This is a genomic window from Pseudoalteromonas shioyasakiensis, from assembly GCF_022398475.1.
Classification (GTDB): domain Bacteria; phylum Pseudomonadota; class Gammaproteobacteria; order Enterobacterales; family Alteromonadaceae; genus Pseudoalteromonas.
In genome coordinates this window covers 13,446-38,323 of sequence record NZ_JAKEVM010000030.1, presented here as the reverse complement: position 1 = coordinate 38,323, position 24,878 = coordinate 13,446, and the positions used below count along the sequence as shown (strand labels likewise).

The 24,878-nt window shown below is 42.0% G+C and carries 29 protein-coding genes and 1 tRNA gene; 21 read left to right on the top strand and 9 right to left on the bottom strand.

The window, feature by feature from the left end; genetic code table 11:
- The first annotated feature begins 157 nt into the window (after positions 1 to 157).
- From L1D51_RS08005 to alr, 10 genes are all read left to right on the top strand, one after another.
- The gene (locus tag L1D51_RS08005; protein WP_306464842.1) at positions 158 to 589 is read left to right on the top strand and encodes a type IV pilin protein; all 432 of its coding nucleotides are present in this window, start codon (positions 158 to 160) and stop codon (positions 587 to 589) included.
- Positions 590 to 594: 5 nt separating this feature from the next.
- Entirely contained in the window at positions 595 to 1,047 is a 453-nt protein-coding gene (locus tag L1D51_RS08000; protein WP_239963380.1) for a GspH/FimT family pseudopilin, read from the top strand.
- Positions 1,044 to 1,445, top strand: a complete 402-nt coding sequence (locus tag L1D51_RS07995) for a type IV pilus modification PilV family protein (RefSeq protein ID WP_054563395.1) — start codon at positions 1,044 to 1,046, stop codon at positions 1,443 to 1,445. The genes L1D51_RS08000 and L1D51_RS07995 overlap by 4 nt, the downstream gene beginning before the upstream one ends.
- The gene (locus L1D51_RS07990) at positions 1,442 to 1,966 is read left to right on the top strand and encodes a prepilin-type N-terminal cleavage/methylation domain-containing protein (protein ID WP_235575509.1); all 525 of its coding nucleotides are present in this window, start codon (positions 1,442 to 1,444) and stop codon (positions 1,964 to 1,966) included. Before L1D51_RS07995 ends, L1D51_RS07990 begins: the two co-directional genes overlap by 4 nt.
- The gene (locus L1D51_RS07985) at positions 1,959 to 3,707 is read left to right on the top strand and encodes a DUF7305 domain-containing protein (protein ID WP_239963379.1); all 1,749 of its coding nucleotides are present in this window, start codon (positions 1,959 to 1,961) and stop codon (positions 3,705 to 3,707) included. The genes L1D51_RS07990 and L1D51_RS07985 overlap by 8 nt, the downstream gene beginning before the upstream one ends.
- Positions 3,708 to 3,849: 142 nt before the next feature.
- Positions 3,850 to 4,401 carry an RNA polymerase sigma factor gene (locus tag L1D51_RS07980; RefSeq protein WP_054554197.1) on the top strand — a complete coding sequence of 184 codons (552 nt, stop codon included), beginning with the start codon at positions 3,850 to 3,852 and terminating at the stop codon, positions 4,399 to 4,401.
- On the top strand, positions 4,388 to 4,873 hold the full coding sequence (locus L1D51_RS07975; protein ID WP_239963378.1) for a hypothetical protein: 486 nt from the start codon (positions 4,388 to 4,390) through the stop codon (positions 4,871 to 4,873). Before L1D51_RS07980 ends, L1D51_RS07975 begins: the two co-directional genes overlap by 14 nt.
- A gap of 11 nt (positions 4,874 to 4,884) precedes the next feature.
- On the top strand, positions 4,885 to 5,826 hold the full coding sequence (locus L1D51_RS07970; protein WP_054563397.1) for a DUF4097 family beta strand repeat-containing protein: 942 nt from the start codon (positions 4,885 to 4,887) through the stop codon (positions 5,824 to 5,826).
- Between the two features lie 292 nt (positions 5,827 to 6,118).
- Entirely contained in the window at positions 6,119 to 7,498 is a 1,380-nt protein-coding gene (gene dnaB, locus L1D51_RS07965) for a replicative DNA helicase (protein WP_054563398.1), read from the top strand.
- Positions 7,498 to 8,577 (top strand): alanine racemase, encoded by a 1,080-nt coding sequence (gene alr / locus L1D51_RS07960; protein WP_239963377.1) that lies wholly within the window; start codon positions 7,498 to 7,500, stop codon positions 8,575 to 8,577. Before dnaB ends, alr begins: the two co-directional genes overlap by 1 nt.
- Positions 8,578 to 8,582: 5 nt before the next feature.
- Here alr and L1D51_RS07955 read toward each other — a convergent pair whose 3' ends face one another.
- Positions 8,583 to 8,822, bottom strand: a complete 240-nt coding sequence (locus L1D51_RS07955; RefSeq protein ID WP_054554201.1) for a DUF2960 domain-containing protein — start codon at positions 8,820 to 8,822, stop codon at positions 8,583 to 8,585.
- A 115-nt stretch (positions 8,823 to 8,937) separates the two neighbouring features.
- Between L1D51_RS07955 and L1D51_RS07950 the strand changes: the two genes are divergently transcribed.
- Genes L1D51_RS07950 through L1D51_RS07940 form a run of 3 tightly spaced genes read left to right on the top strand, consistent with a single transcriptional unit; the run spans position 8,938 to position 10,646 of the window.
- Positions 8,938 to 9,195 carry a YkoF family thiamine/hydroxymethylpyrimidine-binding protein gene (locus L1D51_RS07950; protein WP_054563401.1) on the top strand — a complete coding sequence of 86 codons (258 nt, stop codon included), beginning with the start codon at positions 8,938 to 8,940 and terminating at the stop codon, positions 9,193 to 9,195.
- 20 nt (positions 9,196 to 9,215) lie between these two features.
- Positions 9,216 to 9,839, top strand: a complete 624-nt coding sequence (gene pnuC / locus L1D51_RS07945; RefSeq protein WP_054563402.1) for a nicotinamide riboside transporter PnuC — start codon at positions 9,216 to 9,218, stop codon at positions 9,837 to 9,839.
- The gene (locus tag L1D51_RS07940) at positions 9,840 to 10,646 is read left to right on the top strand and encodes a phosphotransferase family protein (protein ID WP_239963376.1); all 807 of its coding nucleotides are present in this window, start codon (positions 9,840 to 9,842) and stop codon (positions 10,644 to 10,646) included.
- Here the strand turns inward: L1D51_RS07940 and L1D51_RS07935 are convergent.
- Positions 10,643 to 10,825 carry a helix-turn-helix domain-containing protein gene (locus L1D51_RS07935; protein ID WP_054563404.1) on the bottom strand — a complete coding sequence of 61 codons (183 nt, stop codon included), beginning with the start codon at positions 10,823 to 10,825 and terminating at the stop codon, positions 10,643 to 10,645. The two genes, L1D51_RS07940 and L1D51_RS07935, sit on opposite strands and share 4 nt — an antisense overlap.
- 219 nt (positions 10,826 to 11,044) lie before the next feature.
- On the opposite strand from L1D51_RS07935, the gene L1D51_RS07930 reads away from it, so the two are divergent.
- Positions 11,045 to 11,119: transfer RNA gene (locus L1D51_RS07930), tRNA-Arg, on the top strand.
- Between the two features lie 62 nt (positions 11,120 to 11,181).
- A complete protein-coding gene (locus tag L1D51_RS07925; protein WP_054563405.1) occupies positions 11,182 to 11,403 on the top strand; it encodes a Rho-binding antiterminator in 222 nt (73 codons plus the stop codon).
- On the opposite strand, the gene zntB is transcribed toward L1D51_RS07925, so the two are convergent.
- Entirely contained in the window at positions 11,398 to 12,369 is a 972-nt protein-coding gene (gene zntB, locus L1D51_RS07920; protein ID WP_054563406.1) for a zinc transporter ZntB, read from the bottom strand. The genes L1D51_RS07925 and zntB overlap by 6 nt on opposite strands.
- Positions 12,370 to 12,529: 160 nt before the next feature.
- On the opposite strand from zntB, the gene L1D51_RS07915 reads away from it, so the two are divergent.
- From L1D51_RS07915 to L1D51_RS07905, 3 genes are read left to right on the top strand one after another with little or no spacing between them, the layout of a single operon-like run.
- Positions 12,530 to 12,952 carry an ATP-dependent zinc protease family protein gene (locus tag L1D51_RS07915; protein ID WP_054554208.1) on the top strand — a complete coding sequence of 141 codons (423 nt, stop codon included), beginning with the start codon at positions 12,530 to 12,532 and terminating at the stop codon, positions 12,950 to 12,952.
- A gap of 59 nt (positions 12,953 to 13,011) precedes the next feature.
- A complete protein-coding gene (rimK, locus tag L1D51_RS07910) occupies positions 13,012 to 13,917 on the top strand; it encodes a 30S ribosomal protein S6--L-glutamate ligase (RefSeq protein WP_054563407.1) in 906 nt (301 codons plus the stop codon).
- Positions 13,918 to 13,963: 46 nt separating this feature from the next.
- Positions 13,964 to 15,022, top strand: coding sequence for a succinylglutamate desuccinylase/aspartoacylase family protein (locus L1D51_RS07905; protein ID WP_054563408.1), 1,059 nt, complete (start codon positions 13,964 to 13,966; stop codon positions 15,020 to 15,022).
- Between the two features lie 341 nt (positions 15,023 to 15,363).
- Here L1D51_RS07905 and L1D51_RS07900 read toward each other — a convergent pair whose 3' ends face one another.
- The 4 genes from L1D51_RS07900 to recQ form a co-directional block, all read right to left on the bottom strand.
- Entirely contained in the window at positions 15,364 to 15,924 is a 561-nt protein-coding gene (locus L1D51_RS07900; RefSeq protein ID WP_239963375.1) for a mechanosensitive ion channel domain-containing protein, read from the bottom strand.
- A gap of 56 nt (positions 15,925 to 15,980) precedes the next feature.
- Positions 15,981 to 17,696 carry a BamA/TamA family outer membrane protein gene (locus tag L1D51_RS07895; RefSeq protein WP_239963374.1) on the bottom strand — a complete coding sequence of 572 codons (1,716 nt, stop codon included), beginning with the start codon at positions 17,694 to 17,696 and terminating at the stop codon, positions 15,981 to 15,983.
- A 67-nt stretch (positions 17,697 to 17,763) separates the two neighbouring features.
- A complete protein-coding gene (locus tag L1D51_RS07890; RefSeq protein WP_055021898.1) occupies positions 17,764 to 18,060 on the bottom strand; it encodes a DUF3630 family protein in 297 nt (98 codons plus the stop codon).
- 7 nt (positions 18,061 to 18,067) lie between these two features.
- Positions 18,068 to 19,891, bottom strand: a complete 1,824-nt coding sequence (gene recQ / locus L1D51_RS07885) for a DNA helicase RecQ (RefSeq protein WP_239963373.1) — start codon at positions 19,889 to 19,891, stop codon at positions 18,068 to 18,070.
- A 225-nt stretch (positions 19,892 to 20,116) separates the two neighbouring features.
- On the opposite strand from recQ, the gene rarD reads away from it, so the two are divergent.
- Positions 20,117 to 21,040 (top strand): EamA family transporter RarD, encoded by a 924-nt coding sequence (gene rarD / locus L1D51_RS07880; RefSeq protein ID WP_239963372.1) that lies wholly within the window; start codon positions 20,117 to 20,119, stop codon positions 21,038 to 21,040.
- A gap of 2 nt (positions 21,041 to 21,042) precedes the next feature.
- Here rarD and L1D51_RS07875 read toward each other — a convergent pair whose 3' ends face one another.
- The gene (locus L1D51_RS07875) at positions 21,043 to 22,278 is read right to left on the bottom strand and encodes a GGDEF domain-containing response regulator (protein WP_239963371.1); all 1,236 of its coding nucleotides are present in this window, start codon (positions 22,276 to 22,278) and stop codon (positions 21,043 to 21,045) included.
- 78 nt (positions 22,279 to 22,356) lie between these two features.
- Positions 22,357 to 22,731, bottom strand: a complete 375-nt coding sequence (locus L1D51_RS07870; RefSeq protein WP_054563414.1) for a MaoP family protein — start codon at positions 22,729 to 22,731, stop codon at positions 22,357 to 22,359.
- Between the two features lie 90 nt (positions 22,732 to 22,821).
- Here L1D51_RS07870 and L1D51_RS07865 point away from each other — a divergent pair, with 90 nt between their 5' ends.
- Positions 22,822 to 23,676, top strand: a complete 855-nt coding sequence (locus L1D51_RS07865) for a LysR family transcriptional regulator (RefSeq protein ID WP_054563415.1) — start codon at positions 22,822 to 22,824, stop codon at positions 23,674 to 23,676.
- 196 nt (positions 23,677 to 23,872) lie between these two features.
- Complete coding sequence (locus L1D51_RS07860) at positions 23,873 to 24,805, top strand: porin (protein WP_054563416.1); 933 nt, start codon at positions 23,873 to 23,875, stop codon at positions 24,803 to 24,805.
- Positions 24,806 to 24,878 lie beyond the last annotated feature (73 nt).

Sequence of the window (24,878 nt, the reverse complement as noted above, 5' to 3'; positions counted from 1 at the left end):
CCTATAATCTTACCTATTTTAAAAACATACGTTCTTTTTTCTTAATTTTCTTGTTCTTATTAGTATAATCGAATGAGTAAAAGTAAATTGGTTAAAATTGACACTGACAACGCTGTCATTTATATTGTGCTGGTTAAAAAGTATTAAGGGGTTGAGGTTGAAAAGTGCATTAGTACCACATGGAATGGGTAAACAAACAGGATTTACATTAGTAGAAATTCTTATCGTGATCGCTATTTTAGGGATTCTGTATAGCGTAGCACTACCTGCTTACACTGAGCACATGCAACGTAGTCGCCGTGCTGATATTCAACAAGAGTTACTGCAATACAGCGCCAGTCTCGAACGTATTTATTCACGAAATGGCGGCTATCCTAATGCATTCGTAACCCAAAATACCGACTATTATACCTTTACCTACACAGCGACAGATAAAGTATCAGGTGCTGTAAGCGATTTTAAAAATCGTGGCTACAGTTTAAAAGCAGCTCCTAAATCGGGTTCGGCGCAAGCAAGTGATCGCTGTGGTGACTTAACCGTTAAACATGATGGTAGTTATAGCGCTTCGTTTAGTGATTGCTGGGAGTAACACAATTGCGTCGAATTGCAGGGTTTACCTTAATTGAGTTAATGGTTGTGCTGAGTGTTATTGGCATTTTGGCAGCCCTTGCTTTTCCGTCTTTTAGCCAACAAATTTTGCAAGATCGCGTGGTAACAACTGCAAATCAATTAAATAGCGCCTATAAATTTGCACGCAGTGAAGCAGTCAAACGCGACAAACCTATTAACCTAGTTGTCAGTAATAATAGCTGGCAAGTGACCCTCAACGAGGGCGGGGTAGACACAGTTTTAAAAGAATTTTCGGTCACAAAAAGCGGAGTTACCGTCAACTTAGTCGCATTGGCCATTAGTGCCAGTGGCGAAGTTGATAAACAAGCTGAAATTATAGTGAAAGATGAGCACACAAATACCACAGATTACGTGATGTGTGTGCTTAAAAGTGGCCAAAACTGGTTAGTAGAAAATTCACAGCGAGGATGTGCATGAATAAGCAGGCAGGCTTTTCATTATTAGAAGTGATGATTTCAGTGGTGATCGCTGGCATCGCATTATTAGGCTTGGCGGCAGCGCAGCTAAAATCGCTACAATATGCAACCAATAGCTTTAATTACACCGTGTCACTTATTCAAGGACAAAATACTATAGAGCGTTTGTGGCCGCGCATTTGTGAAATTCAAAAAACCAATACCGCACTTTTTCAAGACGCGACATTTAGAGCTTCGCTCGCGCCACAAGTGAGTGATTATCAACTGACGATCCCAGCTACTTACAGTGATGATATGCAAGTTAATGTGGCTTGGGTCGATAAGCGCATGACAGACAATGCAGAAAATCAAATTAGTCTAAATGCCAGTTTCCCTGATTTAACGGCGGTATGCTCATGAATAAAGGCGCTCAGGGTTTTACCTTAGTTGAACTGATGGTGGCACTGGCAGCAGGCGCTTTTTTATTAGCTGGGGTGAGCTTGTCTTACTCGGCGATAAAAAGCACGATTGAAGTAAGTAAAGAGCTTGAAAACGCTCAAGAAGTGATTCGCTATACCAGTAAAGTATTCAACCGCAGCATAAAGCAAACACAACTAACACCCACCATCAGTGCAGATAAAAGCACGATTACTATTACTCAGCCAAGTGGTGTCATTGCCTGTGATGGCTCTGCAACAACTGCGCAGGTGGTTGAAGTATATAGCTTAAATGGTAGCAACTTAATGTGTTCACTCGATGGTGCTGCCTCAGAGCGATTACTGACAGGAATCGAAGCTTTGTCATTTGATATCGCCGGGGAGCTTGTAACCGTTACTGTAAAGCCAAATGATTTACCTGCTCAGTTCGGTAATGGTATTAACATTGATATTGCGTTAACTAATGCAATATTAGTCAAAGCATACGGAGCTGGCAGTGTATAACAAGCAAAATGGTTTCACCTTAATTACAGTGTTGATCTTAACCAGTATGGCCAGCATCGTGGTGCTTAGCTCGCTACGTGAAAACGTTGTTCAAGAACGCTTAAGTGGTAACTTTCAAAAGAAATTAAACAGTCGTTTAATGGCTGAAAAAGGTGTGTTTGAACAAGCTAAGTTATTGCAACAAACCTTGAATGATGAAGGTGTATTAGCGGTTGAAGATTTGATCAGTAAAACCAGTAATGCATCGGGCTCTGGTGTTATCGCTGATGATGCCATTTTTAATGCCAGTTTAAGTCAAAATGCTGCCGGTGAGCTTGAAATTGCAAGCTTAGGGCAACGATTTGATGGTGACGCACAAAGTAGCTTAGTCGCCCGTTTTGCAGTACAAGGCGCGAAAGGCAGCTCTATTTTCACTAATGCGATGGTGGGCTGTAAAGGGGTTAACTTGTCGGGTAGTGGTAGTATCGACAGCTATGATTCGAGCAAAGGCACCTACGAAGAAACCAAGTCGAATGATGGTGATGTTTCAACGATTGCTGGTGATTCAGATGTGGTGCTATCGGGTCATTCACCGATAAAGGGCGATGTAAAAGCGACCGGGGTTATCTACTTAAATGGTTCATCACCAATTATTGGTAATATCCATTCAAATACCGGTGTTTATATTTCTCCTGGCAGTGGTTTACGTGTTGACGGTAATGTTTATAGCCGAGGTTATTATACCCATCGTGGCGGAACTGTTTCGGGGGTTGTGCGAGCGAATGGTGATGCAAAAATGCAGTGGTCAACATTCATCACTAATAGCCAAGACGAAGCGCTGGATATTATGTATGGCGGCTCAGGCGATTTTAAAGACACCTACAATAATCAACAAGATGGTGTGCACTACAGTGATAGCAAGTTTAATGTAAACCCGAATGTTGAGCCGATAACTGTTGCTGACCCAACAGCCCCTGATTATGACCCAACTAATCCAGACACCAGCTGCGACCCGTTAATTTTGCCAGAGAAAATGACAGACATCACAGACCAAGTGAGCAGTTATAGTTCTGTTTCGATTGGTCCTACGCAACAATTTAAACTTAATACTGAAAAGGGCTTTTTTAGTAGCGGTGGTAGCCAAGTTATTTTGCCAAGCCTTGCCGATGTTTTCTTGTTTAACTCTAAAGCGCAAAACCAAGCTAATGGCAGTAACAGTAAAGAGTATATCTTTGCACTTGATAGGCTCAAAATGACCAGTGACGGCAAAATGGAAGTTTCTGGTGGTGATGTTATTTTACTGATTGATGGCGACTTTTCGATGGAAGGGGATACCAGCTTAACAATCAAAAAAGACAGTAGCTTAACAGTGTTATTAACCGGAAAAGTAAATATTGGTGCAGGCGCAAAAGTCATTACTGAGCAGGAAGGATTAACCACCAGTGGCCATCCGTCGTTATCATTTTATTCATCATTTAATGGTGTAAATGGCGTGCAATTTAGTGGTGCTGCGAATTTATATGCGGCTATTTATGCCCCTTTGACAACAGTGAAGCTATCGGGCAGTGGCGAGCTGTTTGGTAGTGTACGTGGCTCAACAATTACTGCATCAGGGGGCAGTGGCGCTCACTATGATGCAGGTTTATTACAAGTACAAAATGGCGGCACGCCTGCTTCTTCGGCACGCATCGTATTTTTAGGTTGGAGCTACAAAACCGCAGAAACAACTGAAGAAGAAAGCGAAGCATCACCTGCCGAATAACGCAAAGCCCCAAATAAAATTGTGTAAGCTCAATTATTTGTAGCTTACACAAAAAAAATTAATTTCATTTAAACCTTTTGAATCCCTCCTTACGTCTAATACACTAAATTCACAACAATAATCATAAAGGACAACATCCAGGATGTTGATAGATGCAGAACAAGCGTTTGCCCAGCAAAGTGAGCATGCCTTGATAGAGCGCGTAAAAAGTGGTGATCAAGCTGCCTATGCAACACTTTATGAGTTGCATGTGAAGCGGGTTTATAGCCTTTGTTTGCGATTACTTGCAGACAAAGAGCACGCCGAAGATGCAACACAAGAAGTGTTTGTACAGTTGTGGCATAAAATCGCTAACTTTGATGGACGCTCACAATTTTCGACTTGGTTACATAGTGTTACCAGCAATATTGCGATTAGCTACATTCGCAAACATAAAAGCTGGTTTCAAAAAGTAGTGAGTTTTGAACAAAGCGGTATGGATGAGCAAAGCGCAGCAGATTGCGATGGCTTTAACGGCCTCGACAAATTAGTACTGAGACTACCTGAGCGAGCACGTATGGTGTTTGTACTCCATGCAATTGAAGGTTATCGCCATGAAGAGATAGCAAGCATGCTTGATATGGCGGTCGGTTCAAGTAAATCGCAATTTCACCGTGCAAGGCAGTTATTAAAAGAGTGGTATGAAAATGAGTAAGCCAGAATTTGAACAATTTTTAAATGACTCGCTTAACCATAAGCAAGATATTAGCCCAGACAAAGATCTCTGGCCCGGTGTTGAGCGAGCAATTGCAACAGGGCAACCAGAGCAAGCTGATAAGCCAAACCATGGCTGGAATAAACTCGCTGCAGTTGCCGCTTGTTGTATTGCCGCACTATTGACCGTACAGCTTTTTGTTGGCCAAGGTGAGCCAAATAGCATGATGGCAATGAGCGATTATTTTACCAAGCAAAAGCAAGGTTTGTTGGTGCAGTATCAAAATCAACCTGCGTTAACCGATAACTGGCAGCAACAACTAAAAGAGTTAGAAGAAGCCGAAAGTGCCATAAAGCAAGCACTTGAGAATGAACCTGAAAACCCAGCTTTATTACAAATGCTGTCGCAGGTTTATCAGCAACAACTGGACTTAATTAACAAGGTGCATGCACCGAAGTGGCAAACGATTTAGGAGTGACAATTATGAAATTACTAGCCTTAACTTTAGGATTACTGCCACTGATGGCAATGGCAGGACAAACCATTAATGAACAAATTGATGTACCTGCCAATAAACGCATTTTTATTGAAAACCAACGTGGTGATGTACGCATTGAAGGGTGGGATAAACCACAACTTAAAATCGAAGGTGAGCTTGACGATAAAGCACAAGGTTATCGTTTAGAGGTTGAAGGCAGCCGTGTTGAATTTATCGTAAAAATGCCGCGAAATTTAGGTGGCTGGAATAGCGGTGACGGCTCTCGTTTAACCATTTACATGCCAAAAAGCAGTGAGCTTGAATTTGCTGGGGTGAATGTCACAGTTAGTGCTAAAGAGCTTGAAGCAGGCGCAGAGATTGATACCGTCAATGGTGATATCACAGTGCAAGATATTCGCGGCAACATGAGCTTTGAAACGGTTAATGGTGATGTGAATGCTCATGATTTAAACGGTGATATTCGCTTTGAAACAGTCAATGGTGAAATTAACGATAAAAACTCGCAAGGTGCTTTACGCTTTACTGCAGTGAATGGCGACATTAAGTCAAAAACCAAAGCACAAGATGTGCGTCTTGAAAACGTAAACGGTGATATCGACTTTGCATTTGATGCAATTAAAAAGCTGCGCATCAATACCGTAAATGGTGAAGCAGAAGTTCACATCAACAAGTTACTAGCAGATGCCAATATTCGTTTTGAATCAGTCAGTGGTGATGCAGAGTTTTACTTCCCTGCAGATGTATCGGCAAAGTTTGAAATTGAAGCTCACGCTAACGGTAAAATCGTTAATGAGCTGAGTGATGACAGAGCAACGAAGGCGAAATACGGCCCATCTAGCGACTTAGAATTTAGTATTAACGGTGGGGATGCTGATATAGAAATGGATACCATTAGCGGACGTATTGAACTTCGTAAACAGAAATAACGATTAGAGTTCACTCAATTACAATATTTCACTCAATTACAATAAAGCGGGAGGACTTCCCGCTTATACCAATCGTGTTAAGTTGTTGGTCTTAAATAGCGACAGATAAATGAAGTGATAACAAGGCAGAAATTTTGACATGTAGTTACTCTACTTTAGACATTTCTAACGCATTTAGCGCTTTATTTAGCACGCTAGAATGACCAAATATTTAAGTCGATTGGTATTAACTATTTGCACAGCCTTAGCAAGTAGATAGAATAGAGCCATTCAATTTTAGTTTTGTGATGTTATGGCCAAACCAGATAAGCAAGTCGATACGTTAAAAGTCCCTCCCCATTCAATAGAAGCTGAGCAATCTGTTTTAGGTGGTTTAATGCTTGATAATCAAGCGTTTGACCGAGTTGCTGAGTTAGTGGTTGCGCAGGATTTTTATACCCGAACTCATAAGCTGATTTTTGAGGCTATGGTTAGTCTTGCTGAAGGCGGTGATCCAATCGATTTGATCACTATTTCTGAGAGCTTAGAGAAAAACAATCAGTTAAGTAGTGTTGGTGGTTTCGCCTATCTAGCTGAAATTGCTAAGAACACGCCAAGTGCGGCGAACATTGATGCCTACGCGAATATCGTGCGAGAGCGTGCTGTTATTCGTGAAATGATCGGTGTTGCGAACGAAATTGCAGAAGCTGGTTTTAGCCCAGAAGGGCGTACCAGTCATGACCTGCTCGATTTTGCTGAAAGTAAAGTATTCAAAATTGCTGAGCAGCGTAGTAAAAGCACCGAAGGCCCACAAAACTTACACAGTATCTTAGAAAAAACCGTTGATAAGATTGAAGAGCTTTATCAGTCGCCACAAGATGGTGTGACAGGTGTAAGTACCGGCTATGCTGACCTAGATAAAATGACGGCGGGTATGCAGCCTTCTGACCTTATCATTGTGGCAGCACGTCCATCGATGGGTAAAACAACCTTTGCGATGAACTTAGCCGAGCACGCCGCCATGACGCAAGATAAGCCTGTACTTATTTACTCATTAGAGATGCCTTCAGAACAAATCATGATGAGGATGCTGGCATCGCTAGGTCGTATTAACCAAACTAAAGTTCGTACCGGTCAGCTAGATGATGACGATTGGGCGCGTCTGTCGTCAACCATGGGCTTGTTGATGGAAAAAGGTAAGATGTATGTTGATGATGCATCGGGCCTAACACCAACAGATGTGCGTTCACGTGCACGTCGTATTGCCCGCGACCATGGCGGTATTAGTATGATCATGGTCGACTACTTGCAGTTAATGCGTGTGCCAAGCTTGTCGGACAACCGTACCTTAGAGATTGCTGAAATCTCTCGTTCATTAAAAGCACTGGCAAAAGAACTGCAATGTCCGGTCATTGCACTATCGCAGCTTAACCGTACCCTAGAGCAACGTGCCGATAAACGCCCAATCAACTCCGACTTACGTGAATCAGGCTCAATCGAGCAGGATGCCGACTTAATCATGTTTATTTACCGTGATGAAGTCTATAACGAAGACAGTACCGAAAAAGGTGTGGCCGAAATCATCATAGGTAAACAACGTAACGGCCCAATCGGTAAAGTACGTTTAACCTTCCAAGGTCAATTCTCGCGTTTTGATAACTACGCGGGTCCAGCCATGGACGACGAATACTAATGCGCTTAGCCATTGCCGAAATCAACCTACAAGCACTTGCTCATAATTTAGCGCAAGTGAAGCGCTTTGCGCCTGGTTGCAAAGTAATGGCGGTGCTTAAAGCCAATGCTTATGGCCATGGCTTAGTTAAAATTGCTCAATACTTAAATGATGCGGATGCATTTGCGGTTGCGCGAATAGACGAAGCGTTAGCGCTACGAGCAGGTGGGCTGACAAAACCGATTGTATTACTTGAAGGTTTTTTTCATAAAGATGATTTACCTATCTTGCTTGCCAATAACTTTCAAACCATTATTCACGATGAAAATCAGCTCGCAACGCTTGAAAATACAAGCCTTGATGCACCAATTGCGTGTTGGTTAAAGGTGAATACGGGTATGCATCGATTGGGTATTGCGCCATCACAATTTGAGTCTTTCTACAGTCGGTTAAAAGCAAGCCCAAATGCCCGTGATGACATTAAATTAATGACGCACTTTTCGTGCGCCGACGACATCAATGATGAAAAGACTGCTCAGCAAATTGCCTTATTTGACTCACTGGCAGATGGCAAAAGTGAACAGCATTGCCTTGCAAATTCTGCTGGCATTATTGCTTGGCCAAAAGGCCATGGTAAGTGGGTGCGCCCTGGCTTGATGCTGTATGGCGTATCGCCAATGCTTAATGGTGTAGGGCAACAGCACGGACTAGAGCCTGTTATGCGTTTAACAACGCGAGTTATCGCTATACGCGATGTCGATGCCGATCAGTGTGTTGGCTATGGTGGACGCTGGCACAGCGATAAACCGACTAAGCTTGCGGTGGTTGCGATGGGCTATGGGGATGGTTATCCACGCCATGCCGAGCAGGGCACACCTGTGGTTATCAAATCACAACGCTATGGTATTGTTGGCAGTGTCGCGATGGATATGATCACGGTGGATATTGGTGATAACCGCGACAACATCAAAGTTGGTGATGAGGTGATTATGTGGGGGCCTGAGCTACCCGTTGAAGAGATTGCCCAATGCGCAACAACCATTCCTTACGAGTTACTGTGTAATATCACCCCACGTGTAAGCTACGAGTATCAAGAGTAACTTTGTTACTCTTTAATAAAATACACGTCACTGAATCCCATTCGTGCAAACTCTTGGTCACGAAAGTTACGTACTGCTGCAGAGCCTTTTGAAGTCATTTCGACTTGCTGTTCCATCTTTAAATAATTGGTTAAATCAATGCCTTCAGCCGCAGCAATAGCATGATACATATCGCGGTATTTATCTTTTGCAAAATTGATTTCGCGAGGCTGGTTTTTAAATTTGTAAGTGATGCGGCGTGCCATAATGAATCCTCAATGTTTATCGGGGCTGATTTTACACTAAAAAATAACCATAGCCATGACTTGTTAGTATAAGCGGGTTACAATGCAATACTTTTCAAAGACTCGGTAAATCATAATGAAACTTTCAGTAGAGATCAGTAAGTACCCACTACATCAAGACTACATTCCGTTTATCAAAGGTTTTATTGACCGTGTAAACAGTTATGAAGGGCTTAAAGTGATCACCAACACCTTATCTACTCAGATTTTTGGCGACTATGATTTAGTGATGTCTGTACTTAATACTGAAATCAAACGTTCTTATGAAGAGTTTGGTAAAGCTATTTTCGTCTGTAAATTCTTACATGGTGACTTGTCGCCTAGCGAAGACTAAACCCTAAAGTAGCGCGTGTTATGGAATTTTTGAGCGAAACCTTCTCAGGCTTTACTGCCATGTCGCATTGGGAATATATTGCCGTTGCCTTATCGATGGCGTATTTACTGTTAGCGATCAAAGAAAGCTTATGGTGTTGGCCAGCCGCGTTTGTGAGCACCTTTATTTATACCGTAATGTACTGGAATGGCGCACTGTTGATGGAGTCGCTACTTAATTTTTACTACATGTATATGGCGGTATATGGTTGGGTGGTTTGGCGCAGGGGCGTGAATAATAAAGATCATCTGCCCATTATTTCATGGTCGTTAAAGCGTCATGCGGTGATTTTGCTTGCCACCTCACTGGCTTCAGTTGCCATTGGTTTTGTGATGACCAATTACACCCACGCTGATTTTGCTTATTTAGACAGCTTTACCACCTGTTTTGCGGTGGTGACAACCTACCTTGTTGCCAAGAAAGTACTGGAAAACTGGTTGTACTGGATTGTAATTGATGCAGCATCTATGTACCTATACTTTGAAAAAGGGTATTACCCAACCTTAGTACTTTTCGTGTTTTACACCATTATGGCCGCATGGGGCTTTAAAACCTGGTATGAAGAATACGAGCAGCATCAGGCTAAGCCGCTTGCACAGCTATAGATGAAAACTGAGCAACAAATTCACGCGCTTTTTACGCGCTTCAACTCACGTTTAGTTATCACCTCAATCAGTCCGCTGGTTGAGGGGCTAAGCAATGATAACTACCTAGTTAAAACAGCAAGCCAAGATTTCTTGGTTAAGCACTATCGCGACCATTGGCCGGCGATTGGCCTTGCGGCGCAAGCGCATTTTGCAAAGCAAAGCTGCTGCCCAGCCCCACTTTGGTTCGAACAAGCAACCGATACGGCTATTTTCGAATACGTGGCAGGCAGCATTGCCAGCGGTGAGTTTTGTAGTAGCTTATTGCCCGACTTAGTTAATTTACATCGTTACCCTGTGCTAACCGAGCCGATGGATATTGCCTACGAAATTAACTACTACCAGCAAACAGCGCGTTATCAGCAACATGCTGAGCTAATTAAACAGTCACTGGCTTATATTGCTTCAGCGCCTAAAGACATGGGTTTTTGTCATAATGATTTAGTAAAAGAAAATATCATTGTGAATGAGTCGGGTATGTTTTTAATCGACTTTGAATATGCCAAAAGCAACGATGTTTATTTTGACTTAGCTGCGCTGGTGGTGAGCTTTGCGTTAAATGACGAGCAGCAATTAGTGTTACTTAAACGTTACCAAGCGTTAGTGTGCGAACATCATGAGTTTTACTTATCAATTGAAAAGCTCGAGGCATTTCATGCGCTGTTTTTGCTTTTATGTATTTGTTGGTACGAACAACGTGGTGCGATGGATAAAGTGGCGCCCCTGCTAACACAGCTTAACCACTTCATAGAAAAAGCTAAAAATTAAAGACCGCCAATTCGCTCGGCAAGTTCTTTATATTTTTTTACGTCTTCTGGATCAAACAAAGGTTCACCTTTGTCATCTTGTGATTTCGAGATCAGTAAATGCTCGCGAGCAAGACGTTTTACGCGTTCGACTTTTACACCTAAAAACTCCGCGACTTGCTCTGTAGACATTAAACTCATGATCAAATTCCCCTTACATGGCAATACTGCCACCTTGTTATTAATTTTATTAAGTATACGTTAATACCTTGGTTCTGCACGAAAGTGAAGTGTTTTAATGCAAATTGCTGAATTTATGTGCATATAAAGGCCTCGATGCTAGCATTTAGCACAAGATGCCATTATCATTGCCGGGTTGTCATGCTGATATCGCGAGTCAGTATTGACGACGACAAATGTGCTCTCGTGGTGAAATGGATATCACGTGGCCCTCCGGAGGCTAAGTTGCAGGTTCGATCCCTGCCGAGAGCGCCATTTGCTCTTCACTTTAATATCTTCTAAGCTCGATTTATTCCTTCAGCAATCTCAAAAAGCCAATGACTTATCAACCTATCGCATGTGGCGACTACGATAAATATGAATTATGGTGCATGCATAAATCCTTATTACGTATTACCTTAGTATCTGGTGAGCAGTTAGAAGGAAAAGCAGAGACCCTTAAAATACTCAACTCCGATGGTGAGCACCTGATTTTGGCAACAAAAAAAGGCGAACATGCCGCCCGCCTTGATTTAATTAAAAAGGTTGTTGCGTTATAACCACTTCTTATTTTTAAAGTAAATACCAATCCCAACGGTTAGCACCACTAAGAAAATAATAAATAAGCTAAATGCGTAAGGGCTTTCAGTGCCTGGAATACCGCCTACGTTTACACCTAGTAAGCCAGTTAAAAAGCCAAGTGGTAAAAACAGTGCTGCAACTACCGACATCACATACATGCGTTGGTTTAGTTGCTCAGACACTTGGCTAGTAATTGCTTGTTGAATAATTTGCGCGCGTTCAATTGAGCTATCTAGCTCTTCTAAATAACGGATCAACATATTGGTTGTTTCGTTTAAGCGTGCTTTATCGTCTTCATCTAACCACTTATATTTGTTGTTTAACAAAGTAATGAGCGCTTCTTTTTGTGGTCTTAAATAACGTTTTAACGCGATTGTTTGGCGGCGTATTTGTGCTAATGATTGATGATCAAAGCCTTTGTTTGGTTCATCAATTTCATCTTCAAAGCCATCGAGTGTGTCATCTAAACTGTCGATAACAGCTTGCATACGCGATGTTAAGTTTTGCGCTAATTGGCAAACTAACTCAGAGATTGAGCAAGGACCATTGCTGCCATCGAACGATTCAACAACATCCTGCACCGATAATAAACGGCGCTTACGGGTTGTGATCACAATATTTTCGTTAATAAATAAGCGTAACGAGACCATGTCTTCTGGGCTTTGCGCAGGGTTTAAGTTAACCCCACGTAAAAACAGCATATTACCATTGGTGACTTTGCTTAAACGCGGACGTGTTTCATCAGCAATCAGGGACTCAAGCTCGTAATCAGTTAATAAATTACTTTGCTCAAGCCAGTCAACGGCTTCAGCTTGACTGTAGTCCATGTGCACCCAAAGTTTTCCGTGTTCGGGTTGCCAATTTTGCAGCTCAGTACTATTTTCAATAGCACGTGCACCGCCTTGTTCGTCTAAAATTAAGACATGAAGTAACCCATTGATCATATTGAACTCTCGTTTTACAAATAGTGCTATATGGTTGAGTAAATACATTAATATAGTCAAGACTACATTAATGAAATCGACTTATCGAGTGGATAAATATATTTCGTTGGTGTTTCTAGCTCTGTAGCGTATAAGACACTTTTTTATAGAGGGCACATTAATGAGCGCAAAAATTATTGTTGGCTGGCGAGAATGGCTTGGCCTGCCTGAACTGGGAATAGAAAAAATCAAAGCAAAAGTTGATACCGGAGCGAGAACTTCATGTATTCATGCTTTTGACATTGAGGAATTTTCAGAAAATGGCGAAGCATGGGTGAAATTTACTACCCATCCTCTACAAGACGATGTAGAAACAACGGTAGAGTGTCGTGCCAAAGTAGTTGAGCGTAAGTATGTGACCAGTTCAAGCGGTCAGCGTGAGCTACGCTACTTTATTGAAACAAAATTAGTCGCAGGAACCCAAAGCTGGCCTGTAAGGGTGACTTTAAGTAACCGTTCAACAATGAAGTTTAGAATGTTGTTAGGGCGTACAGCAATGGAAAATCGCATAGTCGTTGATCCGGCTTTATCTCATTTATTATAGGAAAAGGACTTATCACACGTTGCTACGTGTATGAGTTTATCAGTTAAGGTTTTTAACTTATGAAACTTGGTATTTTATCTCGCAACCAAAATTTGTATTCAACACGTCGCTTAATTGAAGCCGCAGAGCAGCGTGGCCACGAAGTGAAAGTGATTGATGCACTTCGTTGTTATATGAACATCAATTCAGAGCAGCCAGAAATCCATTACCGTGGTGAAAATTTAAAGGATTTTGACGCTATCGTGCCGCGTATTGGTTCGTCAGTAACTTTCTATGGCTGTGCGGTATTACGTCAGTTTGAAATGATGGGTGTATACCCTGTCAATGAATCTGTGGCGATCACTCGCTCGCGCGACAAGTTACGTTCACTTCAGCTACTCTCTCGTAAAGGTGTGGGTATGCCAGTGACAGGCTTTGCAAGTAAACCAGATGACGTAAAAGATTTATTAAGCATGGTGGGTGGCACGCCAGTCGTTATTAAGCTACTTGAAGGTACCCAAGGTATCGGTGTGGTATTAGCGGAAACACGCAAAGCTGCAGAAAGTGTAATCGAAGCGTTTATGGGCTTAAAAGCCAACATCATGGTGCAAGAGTATATCAAAGAAGCGGGCGGTGCTGATATTCGCTGCTTTGTATTAGGCGATAAAGTAATTGCCGCGATGAAGCGTCAAGCGCAAGAAGGTGAATTCCGTTCTAACTTACACCGTGGTGGTAGTGCGACTTTGGTTCGTATTACTCCAGAAGAAAGAAAAACAGCGGTTGCTGCAGCTAAAGCGATGGGCTTAAACGTTGCGGGTGTTGATTTACTTCGCTCTGCACGTGGTCCATTGGTGATGGAGGTTAACTCATCACCTGGTCTTGAAGGTATTGAAGTTGCAACCGGTAAAGATATTGCAGGCATGATTGTCGAGTTTATTGAAAAAACAGCGGCGTCAAAGAAAACAGCAACTCGTGGTAAAGGTTAAACCTTTACCCATAGGAAAATAAGCGCTCTATTAAAAGGAAAAGTGCGTGGCTAAGGTTAAGAAAAATACACCGTTTTCAATTTTAGGCGATACGGTGGGTGTTGGCGAACGTAAAACATTTGCAATTGAAGCTGCCAAGCTTTACACCCACTCGCCGTTAAATATTCCAATTGAAGTCGTCAATGGTGTGCAGCAAGGACCTGTATTAATGGTGTGTGCTGCAATTCACGGTGATGAGCTCAATGGTGTTGAGGTTGTTAGGCAGTTGCTTGCTAAAATCGATCCTGAGCAATTGCGCGGTACTATTATTGCGGTACCGATTGTGAATGTGTTTGGTTTTATTCATAAGTCACGCTACTTACCAGACCGTCGTGACATGAACCGCAGTTTTCCGGGCTCAACGCGTGGCTCGTTAGCTGGGCGAATGGCGAATGCGTTTTTTACTCAAGTGGCAATGCATTGTACGCATATTATTGATTTACACACAGGGGCAATTCACCGAACTAACTTGCCGCAAATTCGCGCTAATTTGAGCGACCCTGCAACAGCAGCCATGGCAAAAGCGTTTGGTACTCCTGCGGTGATTGATGCGTCACTTCGCAATGGCTCATTACGCAGTGAAGCGGCCAATTTAGGAATACCCGTTATTACCTACGAAGCCGGCGAAGCGCTGCGCTTTGACCCAATTGCCATTGCAGCAGGTGTGCAAGGTGTTGATTATGTCATGCGCCATTTAAAAATGGTGCGCGGCAAACGTGCTAAAAAGCTACCAGAGCCGATTATTGCAAGCTCGACGAGTTGGATACGTGCTGAAGTTGACGGTATTGTTCGTGCACAAGTATCACTGGGTGAGCGAGTAATGAAAGGGCAGGTCCTCGCTTACATAAGCAGCCCTCTTGGTGATGCTGAACTTGAACTACTCGCGCCGCGAAGTGGTATTGTCATTGGTCAGCAGACTATGCCGCTGGTAAACGAGGGGGATGCCGTATTTCATCTTGCTTACTTTGCTCATGCAAACAGCCTAGTTGAACAACAGCTCGAAAACTTTATTGATGAAATAAGTGATATTGAAGACGAGTTAAAAACCGCAGATTTAAATAACTAATACCCTATTCTGTAATTCAAAAAGCCAAACTATATGTTTGGCTTTTTTGTATCTGCCTGTCCCCATCTATTACTTGACCTTAGAGCAAGTGCAAGGTTTATAGTTTTTTACTTACTTAATTGTCGTAAGAATGACTAAAGGATCAAAGATGAAAATATTGCTATTTTATACAGGCTTATTCACGCTTGCTATTTCACTTACGCACGGCTTTTTTACAGAGCTAAGTGTTGCTCATATCGTGTTATTTCACCCTTTAGTCATTTTATTTAGTTTTATATTAATCGCCTATGGAAGCAGAAAAAGAACACCTTTTTAGCAAGCATCTCGTTAACTTTAAGCCGTTACTTTTTTGGGCCTAAAATACGTTTTATGGTTGGCACTTTAGTCGCTGTTGGCGGGTTCTTTAACACCATTACAGGGCGGGTGACAAAGATGTTGTTTGGGTAAATCACTTTGTGACCATCAACATGCTCAAGTACAACATTCATTAAGCCCATTTCGATAATGCGGCCTTCTAAGAAGTTTGCACCGTCAATTACTCTTACCCAAAAGCCAACACGGCAGTCGTTTTGAATAAACATCAACAAGAAAGCTGTTAGGTTACTTAGTAAAGACCAGGCGGCAAAAAGCGCGACACCTAGCATGGCAAAAATTGATGAGCCAAGTACTAATAAGCCGCGTAGCTCTATACCCCAAAAAACTAACACTAAGCACAGCATAACAATGGCAAGAATGATATTGAGCAACAGCTCAGCACGGTATTCGCGATGCGGATCAGCCTTGCCTTTAATTGCTTTTAACAGCAGCTTTTTGGTGGTCTTACGCAGTAGCGGATAGAGCAAAACCGCGATAACAGTCACGATTAAATGATATTGCTCGTTAAAGAATTCGACGAAGTCCAAAAGGGTTCCTAAGTTAATATTTTACGTTTCGATTTTAGCTTAACAATAACACCACTTTAAAAGGTATTTTTAACCGTTACTAGCCATTGCACAGAGTCAATATCGTCATCTTGTTTGTTAATAGGTGCGGCAATATCTAGGTGAATAACCGTACCGGCATTGGCACGGCTTGGCGCTAAGCGAAGGCCCACACCCACATTTTGTAGCACGTTACCATTGGCACCATTATCTTTGTCGTTATACCAGGCTCTACCAATATCATAAAATGCGGCACCACCGACTTTAAACAATTGCAGTAAGTCATATTCCCAGTAGTAGCGTTTTTCTAGAGTCACTAAAAAGCTGCGGTCGCCTACTTGGTAGTCAAGCGGGTATCCACGTAGGCCATTTTCACCACCAATAGTGAGTTGTTTATCAGCAGTGAGTTTTTCAGCATATTGTAAGCGTACTTTGGCGTACCAGCTTTGCCTTAGTGTGGTATTGAGATAATACTGTAGCTGCGTGCTAGCGAATAGGTTTTCAACATCATCGGTTTCTTCATTCCAGTAGCCATCAAGGTCTGCTTTAAAGCGCCATAACTGGTTGTCTCCAGAGTAATGCGCTTTTGATAAGGAGAACGAATAAATAGTACGGCTAGCATCATCGCTAAAATTATTACTCGAATAGCCGAGTAAAGCATGGATATTCCAACCGAGGTTCAGGTCTTCTGTGCGGTAGATGCTATCGAAATTTCTAACCTTAACGTAATGATCTTCAAACCATTGGCCACTTACGTAAGGGTAACTCAGCGTTCTATCTTCAGCGATTGGAAAGCGCGTAAATGGCGTTTCTTTAAAGGTTTCTTCGCGGTTTTCGATGCCAAGCTTAATACGCTGGGTCCAACTGTTACCAAGTTGTGATGAATGACCAAAGTAAGCGCGGTTTAATAAGGTTTTTTGTTCAAACTCACTAACTACATCACCGCGATAGTAAAGTGACTCTCGGCGTTGATCAGAGTAACTTGTAACACCGTAGCTGTAGGGCGTATCAATCGAGAAAAACGGGTAGCTGACATCGAGGTAATGACGTTTACCGTCATCGTTGTCTGAGTATTCTAAACGTCCTTGATAACGGCTAGAGAATATATGTGGATCGTCATACACAAATAGGTAACCAGTGCGATCAGCATCACGGGTGCGGCTAAATGACACTCGTTTACCCCAGCCTAAAAAGTTTGACTCGCGAAAGCCGATACTCGACTCATTCTCACCGCCGCTACGGCTAAAGCTTATTTCAGGCAATAATGTCCACAGATCGCGCGTAATTACTTTTACATGTACATTGCCATCACAATCGAGCTTTGCGTTGATACGTGCATCATATAAATAGCCTTGTTTACGCAGTAATCGCTCTGACTCTAGCAATTTACGTGGATTGTAAACATCACCTTCTTCGAACAATAAAACGCTGTGTATTACATTCGGCTCAGTAGTCATGTGAGCGCGATTGGCAAACCGGAATAAAAAGTTATTTTCTTCTTCAAGCTCAGTGTTAAAGACGTTCAGCTGTTCAAGTTCAATAGAGACTATTTTACGGTTATTAGCGGCATCGGGTAGTGGATTATCGGCATCGAGCTGGCGGCGAAGGTTATTATCTTGTGATTTAAGCGTGCGTTGGTTTTGACAATAATTATTATCGGCAGTAAACAACTGCTCTGCAAGAACATTGGTTGCTATGCAGATAGGTAATAGTGTTATTAACCTAGCAACAAAGTGCGACTGCTTAAATCCCATTTACACCCTTAGTTGAGTATCTCCTGTGCAACTACTACATACTAAGCGTGGGAAAATGTCTAGCTTATTATTGTAATTGCGCTACTAAATACTGATGAAGTTGTGGTAATGCAGCACTGGCTTCTATGCCTTCAGCATTGATCCAAATACTTTCACTGTAATGTTCAAAGTTTAGATTAAAACTATGATCTGTAAAGTGAAAGCGTAATTGGTGACGATCAGCACCGGCATCAAAGTCGGCAGTTGTTATAGCTGGCGCGTGTAAGAAAAGGGTTGCCCAAAGCTCAAAGTCTTCATCGTGTGGAAGCTCACTCGACGTTACAAGAATAATCTCATGCTCGGCATCATAGGTTAGTTCAGTCATAGCAGTCCTAATTGGTGGCAAGATAGTCGCGAATGGTATTTAAAAACGGTGCGCCGTACTTATTGAGCTTAGTGAAACCAACACCTGACACCTTCAAAAACTCACTGTCGTTGGTTGGCATTAACTGCGCCATTTCAGCGAGGGTTTTATCATTGAATACCACATAAGGTGGAACATCATCGGCATCTGCCAACTCTTTACGTAAAGCGCGTAATTTCGCAAATAGCTTTTTATCGTAATTAAACTGAGCGAGTTTATCTTGGTAAACGTGCTTAGCTTGTAAGCGAGGTTCAGCAAGTTGCAGTGCATATTCACTTTTAAGAACTGCACGGGCGGCTTCGGTTAAGCGTAATGACGAACCTTGGGTAATGTCTTGGCTTAATAACCCTTGATGGATAAGCTGCCTTAAAATACTTAGCCAAAACTCTACACTGTGCTCTTTACCGATGCCATAGGTGCTTAACTGGTGGTGATTGTTATCTCGAATGCGGCTAGTGTTTGCACCGCGAAGTAACTCAACGATATAGCCTATACCAAAACGTTGCTCAGCACGATACACACACGACAAGGCTTGTTGCGCGACAAGGGTGCCATCAAAGCTAGTAGGTGGGTTTAAGCAAATATCACAGTTACCACAGGTTTCGCGTTTATATTCACTAAAATAATTGAGCAAGATTTGTCTGCGGCATGTTTGTGCTTCGGCGAAGCTTGCCATGGCATTAAAGCGCTGCTCTTCAACACGACGACGTTGCTCGTCTTCAATATCTTCAAAAAAGCGGCGTACGCGGCCTATGTCTGCCGGATCAAAATACATAATCGCTTCAGCTGCCAAGCCATCACGACCTGCACGACCGGTTTCTTGGTAGTAAGCCTCGATGCTTTTTGGAATATCGTAATGCACCACAAAACGTACGTTTGGTTTATTTATCCCCATGCCAAAGGCAACAGTCGCAACCACAATTTGAATATCGTCACGGGCAAAGCCAGATTGCACAAATTGGCGTTGCTCGTTACTCATTCCTGCATGGTAGGCCGCGGCATTAAATCCTGCGTCAGCAAGTTTTTCGGCTACATCATCAACCCGTTTGCGGCTGGTGCAGTAAATAATGCCACTCTGGTTTTGCTGCTCTTTTAAATATCGAAGCAGCTGTACCATAGGTTTAAATTTTTCTTCTATGGTGTAACGAATGTTAGGTCTATCGAAGCTACCAGTGTGCACGTAAGGGTGGTTAAGCTGAAGCTGTTCAATAATATCGTAACGAGTTGCTTTATCTGCCGTTGCTGTAAGCGCCATCATGGGCACATGCATAAAGCGTTGCTTTAACTCGTTGAGCCGACAGTAATGTGGCCTAAAGTCATGACCCCAATGCGACACACAGTGAGCTTCATCAATTGCAAAAAGTGCGAGTTTTAGATGACTCAAGCGCTCTAAAAATTCGTGTTGCAGTACTTTTTCTGGTGCAACATATAACAGCTTAATTTGCCCATAGTGCAATTGCTGATAGACAGCTTGTTGCTCTTCAAAAGGCAGGCTGTTATTGATGTAGGCCGCTTGCACGCCGAGTGCTCTTAGTTGGGCAACTTGGTCTTGCATCAAGGAAATAAGCGGCGAGATAACCACAGTCACACCATCGAGGATCAAAGCGGGTACTTGATAGCATAATGATTTGCCTCCACCGGTTGGTAGAAGAACAAGCGAGTCTTGTCCGTCTAGCGCAGCGGCTATAATCGCTTCTTGGCCATCACGAAAATCCTTGTAACCAAACACTTGTTTGAGTACAGCTTGTGGTGATCGAATGGGTGTGTTGGACGTTGTGGTATTGGTATTCATCGCCGAGCATTTTAGTGGTTTTTTATAACGATGTCTTTAGCAATATACACAAACGACCTCAAGATGCAGAATTCAGCGTTTCACTGGTGCTTAATATCAAGGCGTTACTTTGCAACAATGGCAGTCCCTTTTAGGAAGTAAATACATGGGTTTATTTAGCGTGTTTTGGTTGCGTCACTGCTTAGGGGGCGTAAAATAGCGTTTTTAAACTATAAAGCCAAACTTATGCCTACCAACATTGAGCAGCGAAAAGGCGTCATTTTCGCTTGTTTAGCCTTTTTTATGTGGGGTCTTGCGCCCATTTACTTTAAGTTTTTACAGCAAATTTCTGCGTTTGAAATCTTAATGCACCGTGTTATTTGGTCGGTGTTATTTTTACTTCTTATTATTGCAGCTCGTCATCAATGGCAGCGTATTCGGGTGGTGCTTGGACAACCTAAATTACTTTTGATGTTGGTAATAACAGCAAGTTTACTTGGCTTTAACTGGGGGTTATTTATTTGGGCCGTGAACAATAATCACATGCTCGATGCCAGTTTAGGTTATTACATCAACCCACTACTAAACGTGTTGCTTGGTATGTTGTTTTTAGGTGAGCGATTACGCAAGTGGCAAGGCGTTGCGGTAGGTCTAGCGCTTTGTGGTGTGTTGCTACAGCTTGTGAGTTTTGGTTCATTCCCTGTGGTTGCTTTCTCATTAGCAGGTTCGTTTGCTATTTATGGTCTATTACGTAAAAAGTTACCAATCGAATCATTGCCAGGGTTATTGCTCGAAGCACTTATTTTATTGCCAGTTGCGCTTATTTACTGGTGGTTGATGGCGCCATCAGCAAGCTCTGATTTAACTGCAAACGATTGGCACATTAACGTGTTACTCATTAGTGCTGGTGTGGTGACAACCTTACCGCTGTTATGTTTTACTGGTGCAGCAAAGCGTCTGCAATACAGTACACTTGGCTTTTTTCAGTACATTGGCCCAAGCTTAATGTTTATGCTTGCCGTGGCATTTTACGGTGAGGTATTTGATGCTGAGCGTGTGGTGACATTTGCATGTATTTGGAGCGCTTTGGCATTATTTAGCTGGGATTCGTATCGTCAGAGCCGTAAGCAACGCAAAGCGCAATTAGAGGCTGTGACTAAGCCTGTGTAGGCTTAGCTTACTAGCTTGTTGCGGCCAGTGTCTTTAGCTTGATAAAGCTTTAAATCGGCCTGTTTTATTAGTTCATCCAAACTATAAACAGGCCCATTATGAAAACCAATCGACAGCGTAAACTTGATTCGGTTTTTACTGAACTCAGGGCTGTGCTTTTCAACAAACAAGCGGAATTTCTCTAAACGTTGCAACGATTCTTGTGGGTCTTGATCAGCAAAATAGACTGCAAACTCTTCACCACCAAAGCGGCCTACTAAGTTATCTTCAAAATACTTTGCCATACATTGCGATAGGCCCTTTAATACGTCATCGCCGGCATCATGACCGTAGTTATCGTTAATTGACTTAAAGTGGTCAATATCAATCATGGCTAAAGAGACTGAGGTATCTGACACTTTTGCAGCTTTCAGATGGCTGTTTGCTTCACCAAAGAAATAGCGGCGATTAGGGAGTTTTGTGAGGTAATCAGTGTTTGCTTGTAAACGAATCGTTTTAATGTTTTCAAGCATGTCGACGTTTTGGCTAAGTCGACAATAAAACTCTTCATTGTTAAATGGCTTGCGAAGGTAATCGTCTGCGCCAGATTTCAAAAAGCGCGTCGAAAGGTGCAAAGTATCGAGTGCAGATATGCCAATCACGGCTTTTTCATCGTTAGAATATAAACGGCGAATTTCGACACAGAGCTCATCCCCATTCATGTTAGGCATTTCGTTATCGGTAATGATCACCGATATTTTTGGGTTTTCAGCCAGTACTTTTAAAGCATCAACACCATCAACAGCTTCGAGTGTTTGGTATTTATGACGGGTTAATAAGTTGCAAATATGGTGGCGCGTTGCTGCTGAATCATCGACTACTAGTACTAATATTTGCTCATTACGAGGCAAGCGAGCCAGTTGTTTTTCTAGATATTGATAGGCTTGTTTATTTTCTTTGGTGATGTAATCAATGATGGGGTGTTTTTCAACGATATTACGTGTTGTTTCGTCAAGATTACCTGTCATTACAATGGTAGGAATGTCGGCTTCGATGGTGCAAGGAACTGCTTCACCGGTTGGCGCATCAGGCAGAATAAAATCTACTACGGCACAAAAGTAATTGTGCTTGCTAATAAGCTCTTTTGCCTCAGCTAAGCTACCGGCTATGTCGGCTTCATAGCCTACTTTTTGCGCGATGTGCTTTTGCACCCGCGCAATGGTTGGCGTATCTTCAATTATTAATATTCTTCGAGTCACAGCTTGCCTTGTAATAACTTATTGGCGAAACAAAAGTTATTACAAGTTTTAACCCTAAAAGGGTAAAAAAGCAAATTGTTATAGGCTGTCTGACTCAGAATAATATTCAACACTTTGTGGTGTTGAGGTCGCAATGCGAGAGCGCCCAAATAATGTGTGAAACTTGGTTTTACAGGTTGTTTGCTTAAGGTATTTGATCCAAGCGCGCTCAATCGGATTAGTCGCTTCAAGGTTACCGGTAACAACTTGTACAAATTGAGTTTGAAATTCATTTTGTGGTTCTAGGGTTTTGTTGTATAAACCCTTTAGAACAACACCATGCTGCTCGAGAATGTCGGCTTCTAGCAAAGTGAAGTGACCACTACGACCAAAACCGCGTGGGAAATTTTGATCATCATAGAATTGACGTTGGCTTGCAAATGCCTGACGAAGTGATGAAATGTCATTGCTCATGGCTTTATCCTCATGCCCTAATTTCTTGCTGGAGTATGGATCAAGTTGTCGATTTTATTAAACAAATTATTTTTATCGTAAGGGTAAAAAATGGATATCGATTTATTGAAGACTTTTGTTGAAGTGGTTCGTACGCGCCATTTCGGTAAAGCAGCTGAAAATTTATATATTACACAGTCTGCAGTGAGTTTTCGGATCCGACAATTAGAGCAAGGTTTAGGCGTTAACTTATTTATTCGTCAACGAAACAACATACAGTTAACGGCGCCAGGTGAGCGACTACTGCCACACGCACAAATGATCATTACAGGTATGCAGCGCGCAAAAGTTGATGTGGCACTTGCAGATAATATGCACAAGCAAATTAGCTTAGCGGGAACACCTAATATTTGGGATGCATTTTTACAGTTTGGTATTACTAATATTGTTTCTGCTATGCCGGGTGTGTCGTTAGTTGCTGAAGTTAAAGCACAGCAAGAGAGTACTCGCTTATTATTGGAACGTACATTAGATTTGGCGGTGTTGTTCGATCCCCCTAAAGTAGATGAACTGGTTGTACAGCGAATTTGTGAGCTACCCATTATTCCAGTGAGCGCCTTTGAAACTGCAAATAGTGAAAACTTTTTCGATAACCAATATGTTTATGTCGACTGGGGTACCACCTTTTCTTTATGGCATGCTCGTGAGTTTAATGGTCACGCTCCTCCTTATTTCAGAACCAGTACAGGTCGTATTGCGCTTGATTTAATTTTGAAATGCGGCGGTAGCGCGTTTATTCCTCAGTTATTAGTTGAAGAGCAGCTTGAATCTGGTGAGCTTTATCATGTTGAAGATGTTGCGCATACTTCGCGTGATGTGTTTGTTGCTTATCACAGAGATAATGAGCAAACCCCTTTATTAGAGAAGTTAGTGACCTTATTAACTGAACTACAAATAAAAGCTTAAAATTAATTTAATTTAGCTTTCATAAAAAATTAATGCTGYAACAGCAGGTTACGTTTTTATTTCAAAAATAATTACATTTTATGAAGCTAAATTGACGCTTTTGTTTCAATTGTCATCTTTCTGTCATTTTTCGCTGTCACACTGCGCGCATTGAAACACAACATGTGTTTTTTGTTGCGATTATTGAGGAAACGACATGAAATTTGCAAAGTCTAGCTTATTCCTAGCTTTATTTGGTGGTTTATCTTTTTCTGCATTAGCTGATGTAGATGTATATGGTAAAGCAAACGTGACTGTTCAATCATCAGATGATGGCGAAGGGTCTTTCACTGAAATTAAAAGCAATAACTCACGTTTTGGCTTAAAAGGTTCAGAAAAAATTTCTGAAGGCTTAGAAGCGGTTTATAAATTTGAGTTTGGTGTAGACGTATCAGACGCTGATTCAAAAGGCGACAATGACGATAACATCACTGCACGTAACCAATACGTAGGTGTTAAAGGTAGCTTTGGTCAAGTTGTTATCGGTCGTAACGATACAGCAATGAAGCAGTCTCAAGGTAAAGTTGATTTATTCAATGACCTTGAAGGTGATATCAAGAACGCATTTAAAGGTGAAAACCGTTTAGGCGACACAATTTCTTATGCTTCTAAAGACTTCAGTGGCTTCAAAGTATTAGCAACTTATGTAGCTGAAGATGATGTAGACGCTGATAACGGTTACTCAGTAGCGTTAACTTACGGCGATGCTAAACTTAAAGAAAGCAAACTTTATGCATCAGTTGCAGCTGACAGCGAAGTAAAAGGTTACGACATTGTTCGTGCAACAGTTCAAGGTAAACTAGGTGACTTCAAACTAGGTGCTATGTACCAAACACAAGAAAAAGTGGATGGTAGTGCAGAAGCTGATGGTTACTTAGTAAATGCTGCTTACCAAATGAATAGCAATACTTTCAAAGTACAGTACCAAGTAATTGACTTTGACGAAGGCGACAAGAAAACAGCTATTTCTGCAGGTGTTGATCACAAGCTTAGCAAAAACACCAAAGTATTTGGTTTCTACTCAACGTTTGATACAGACAATCAAGTTGACCAAGACTACCTAGGTGTTGGTATTGAATACAAGTTCTAATCCAACCTTTGGATAACTCCCTAACTTGTCAGCCCAGCTAATTAGCTGGGCTTTTTTGTTCTAGCCGAGAATT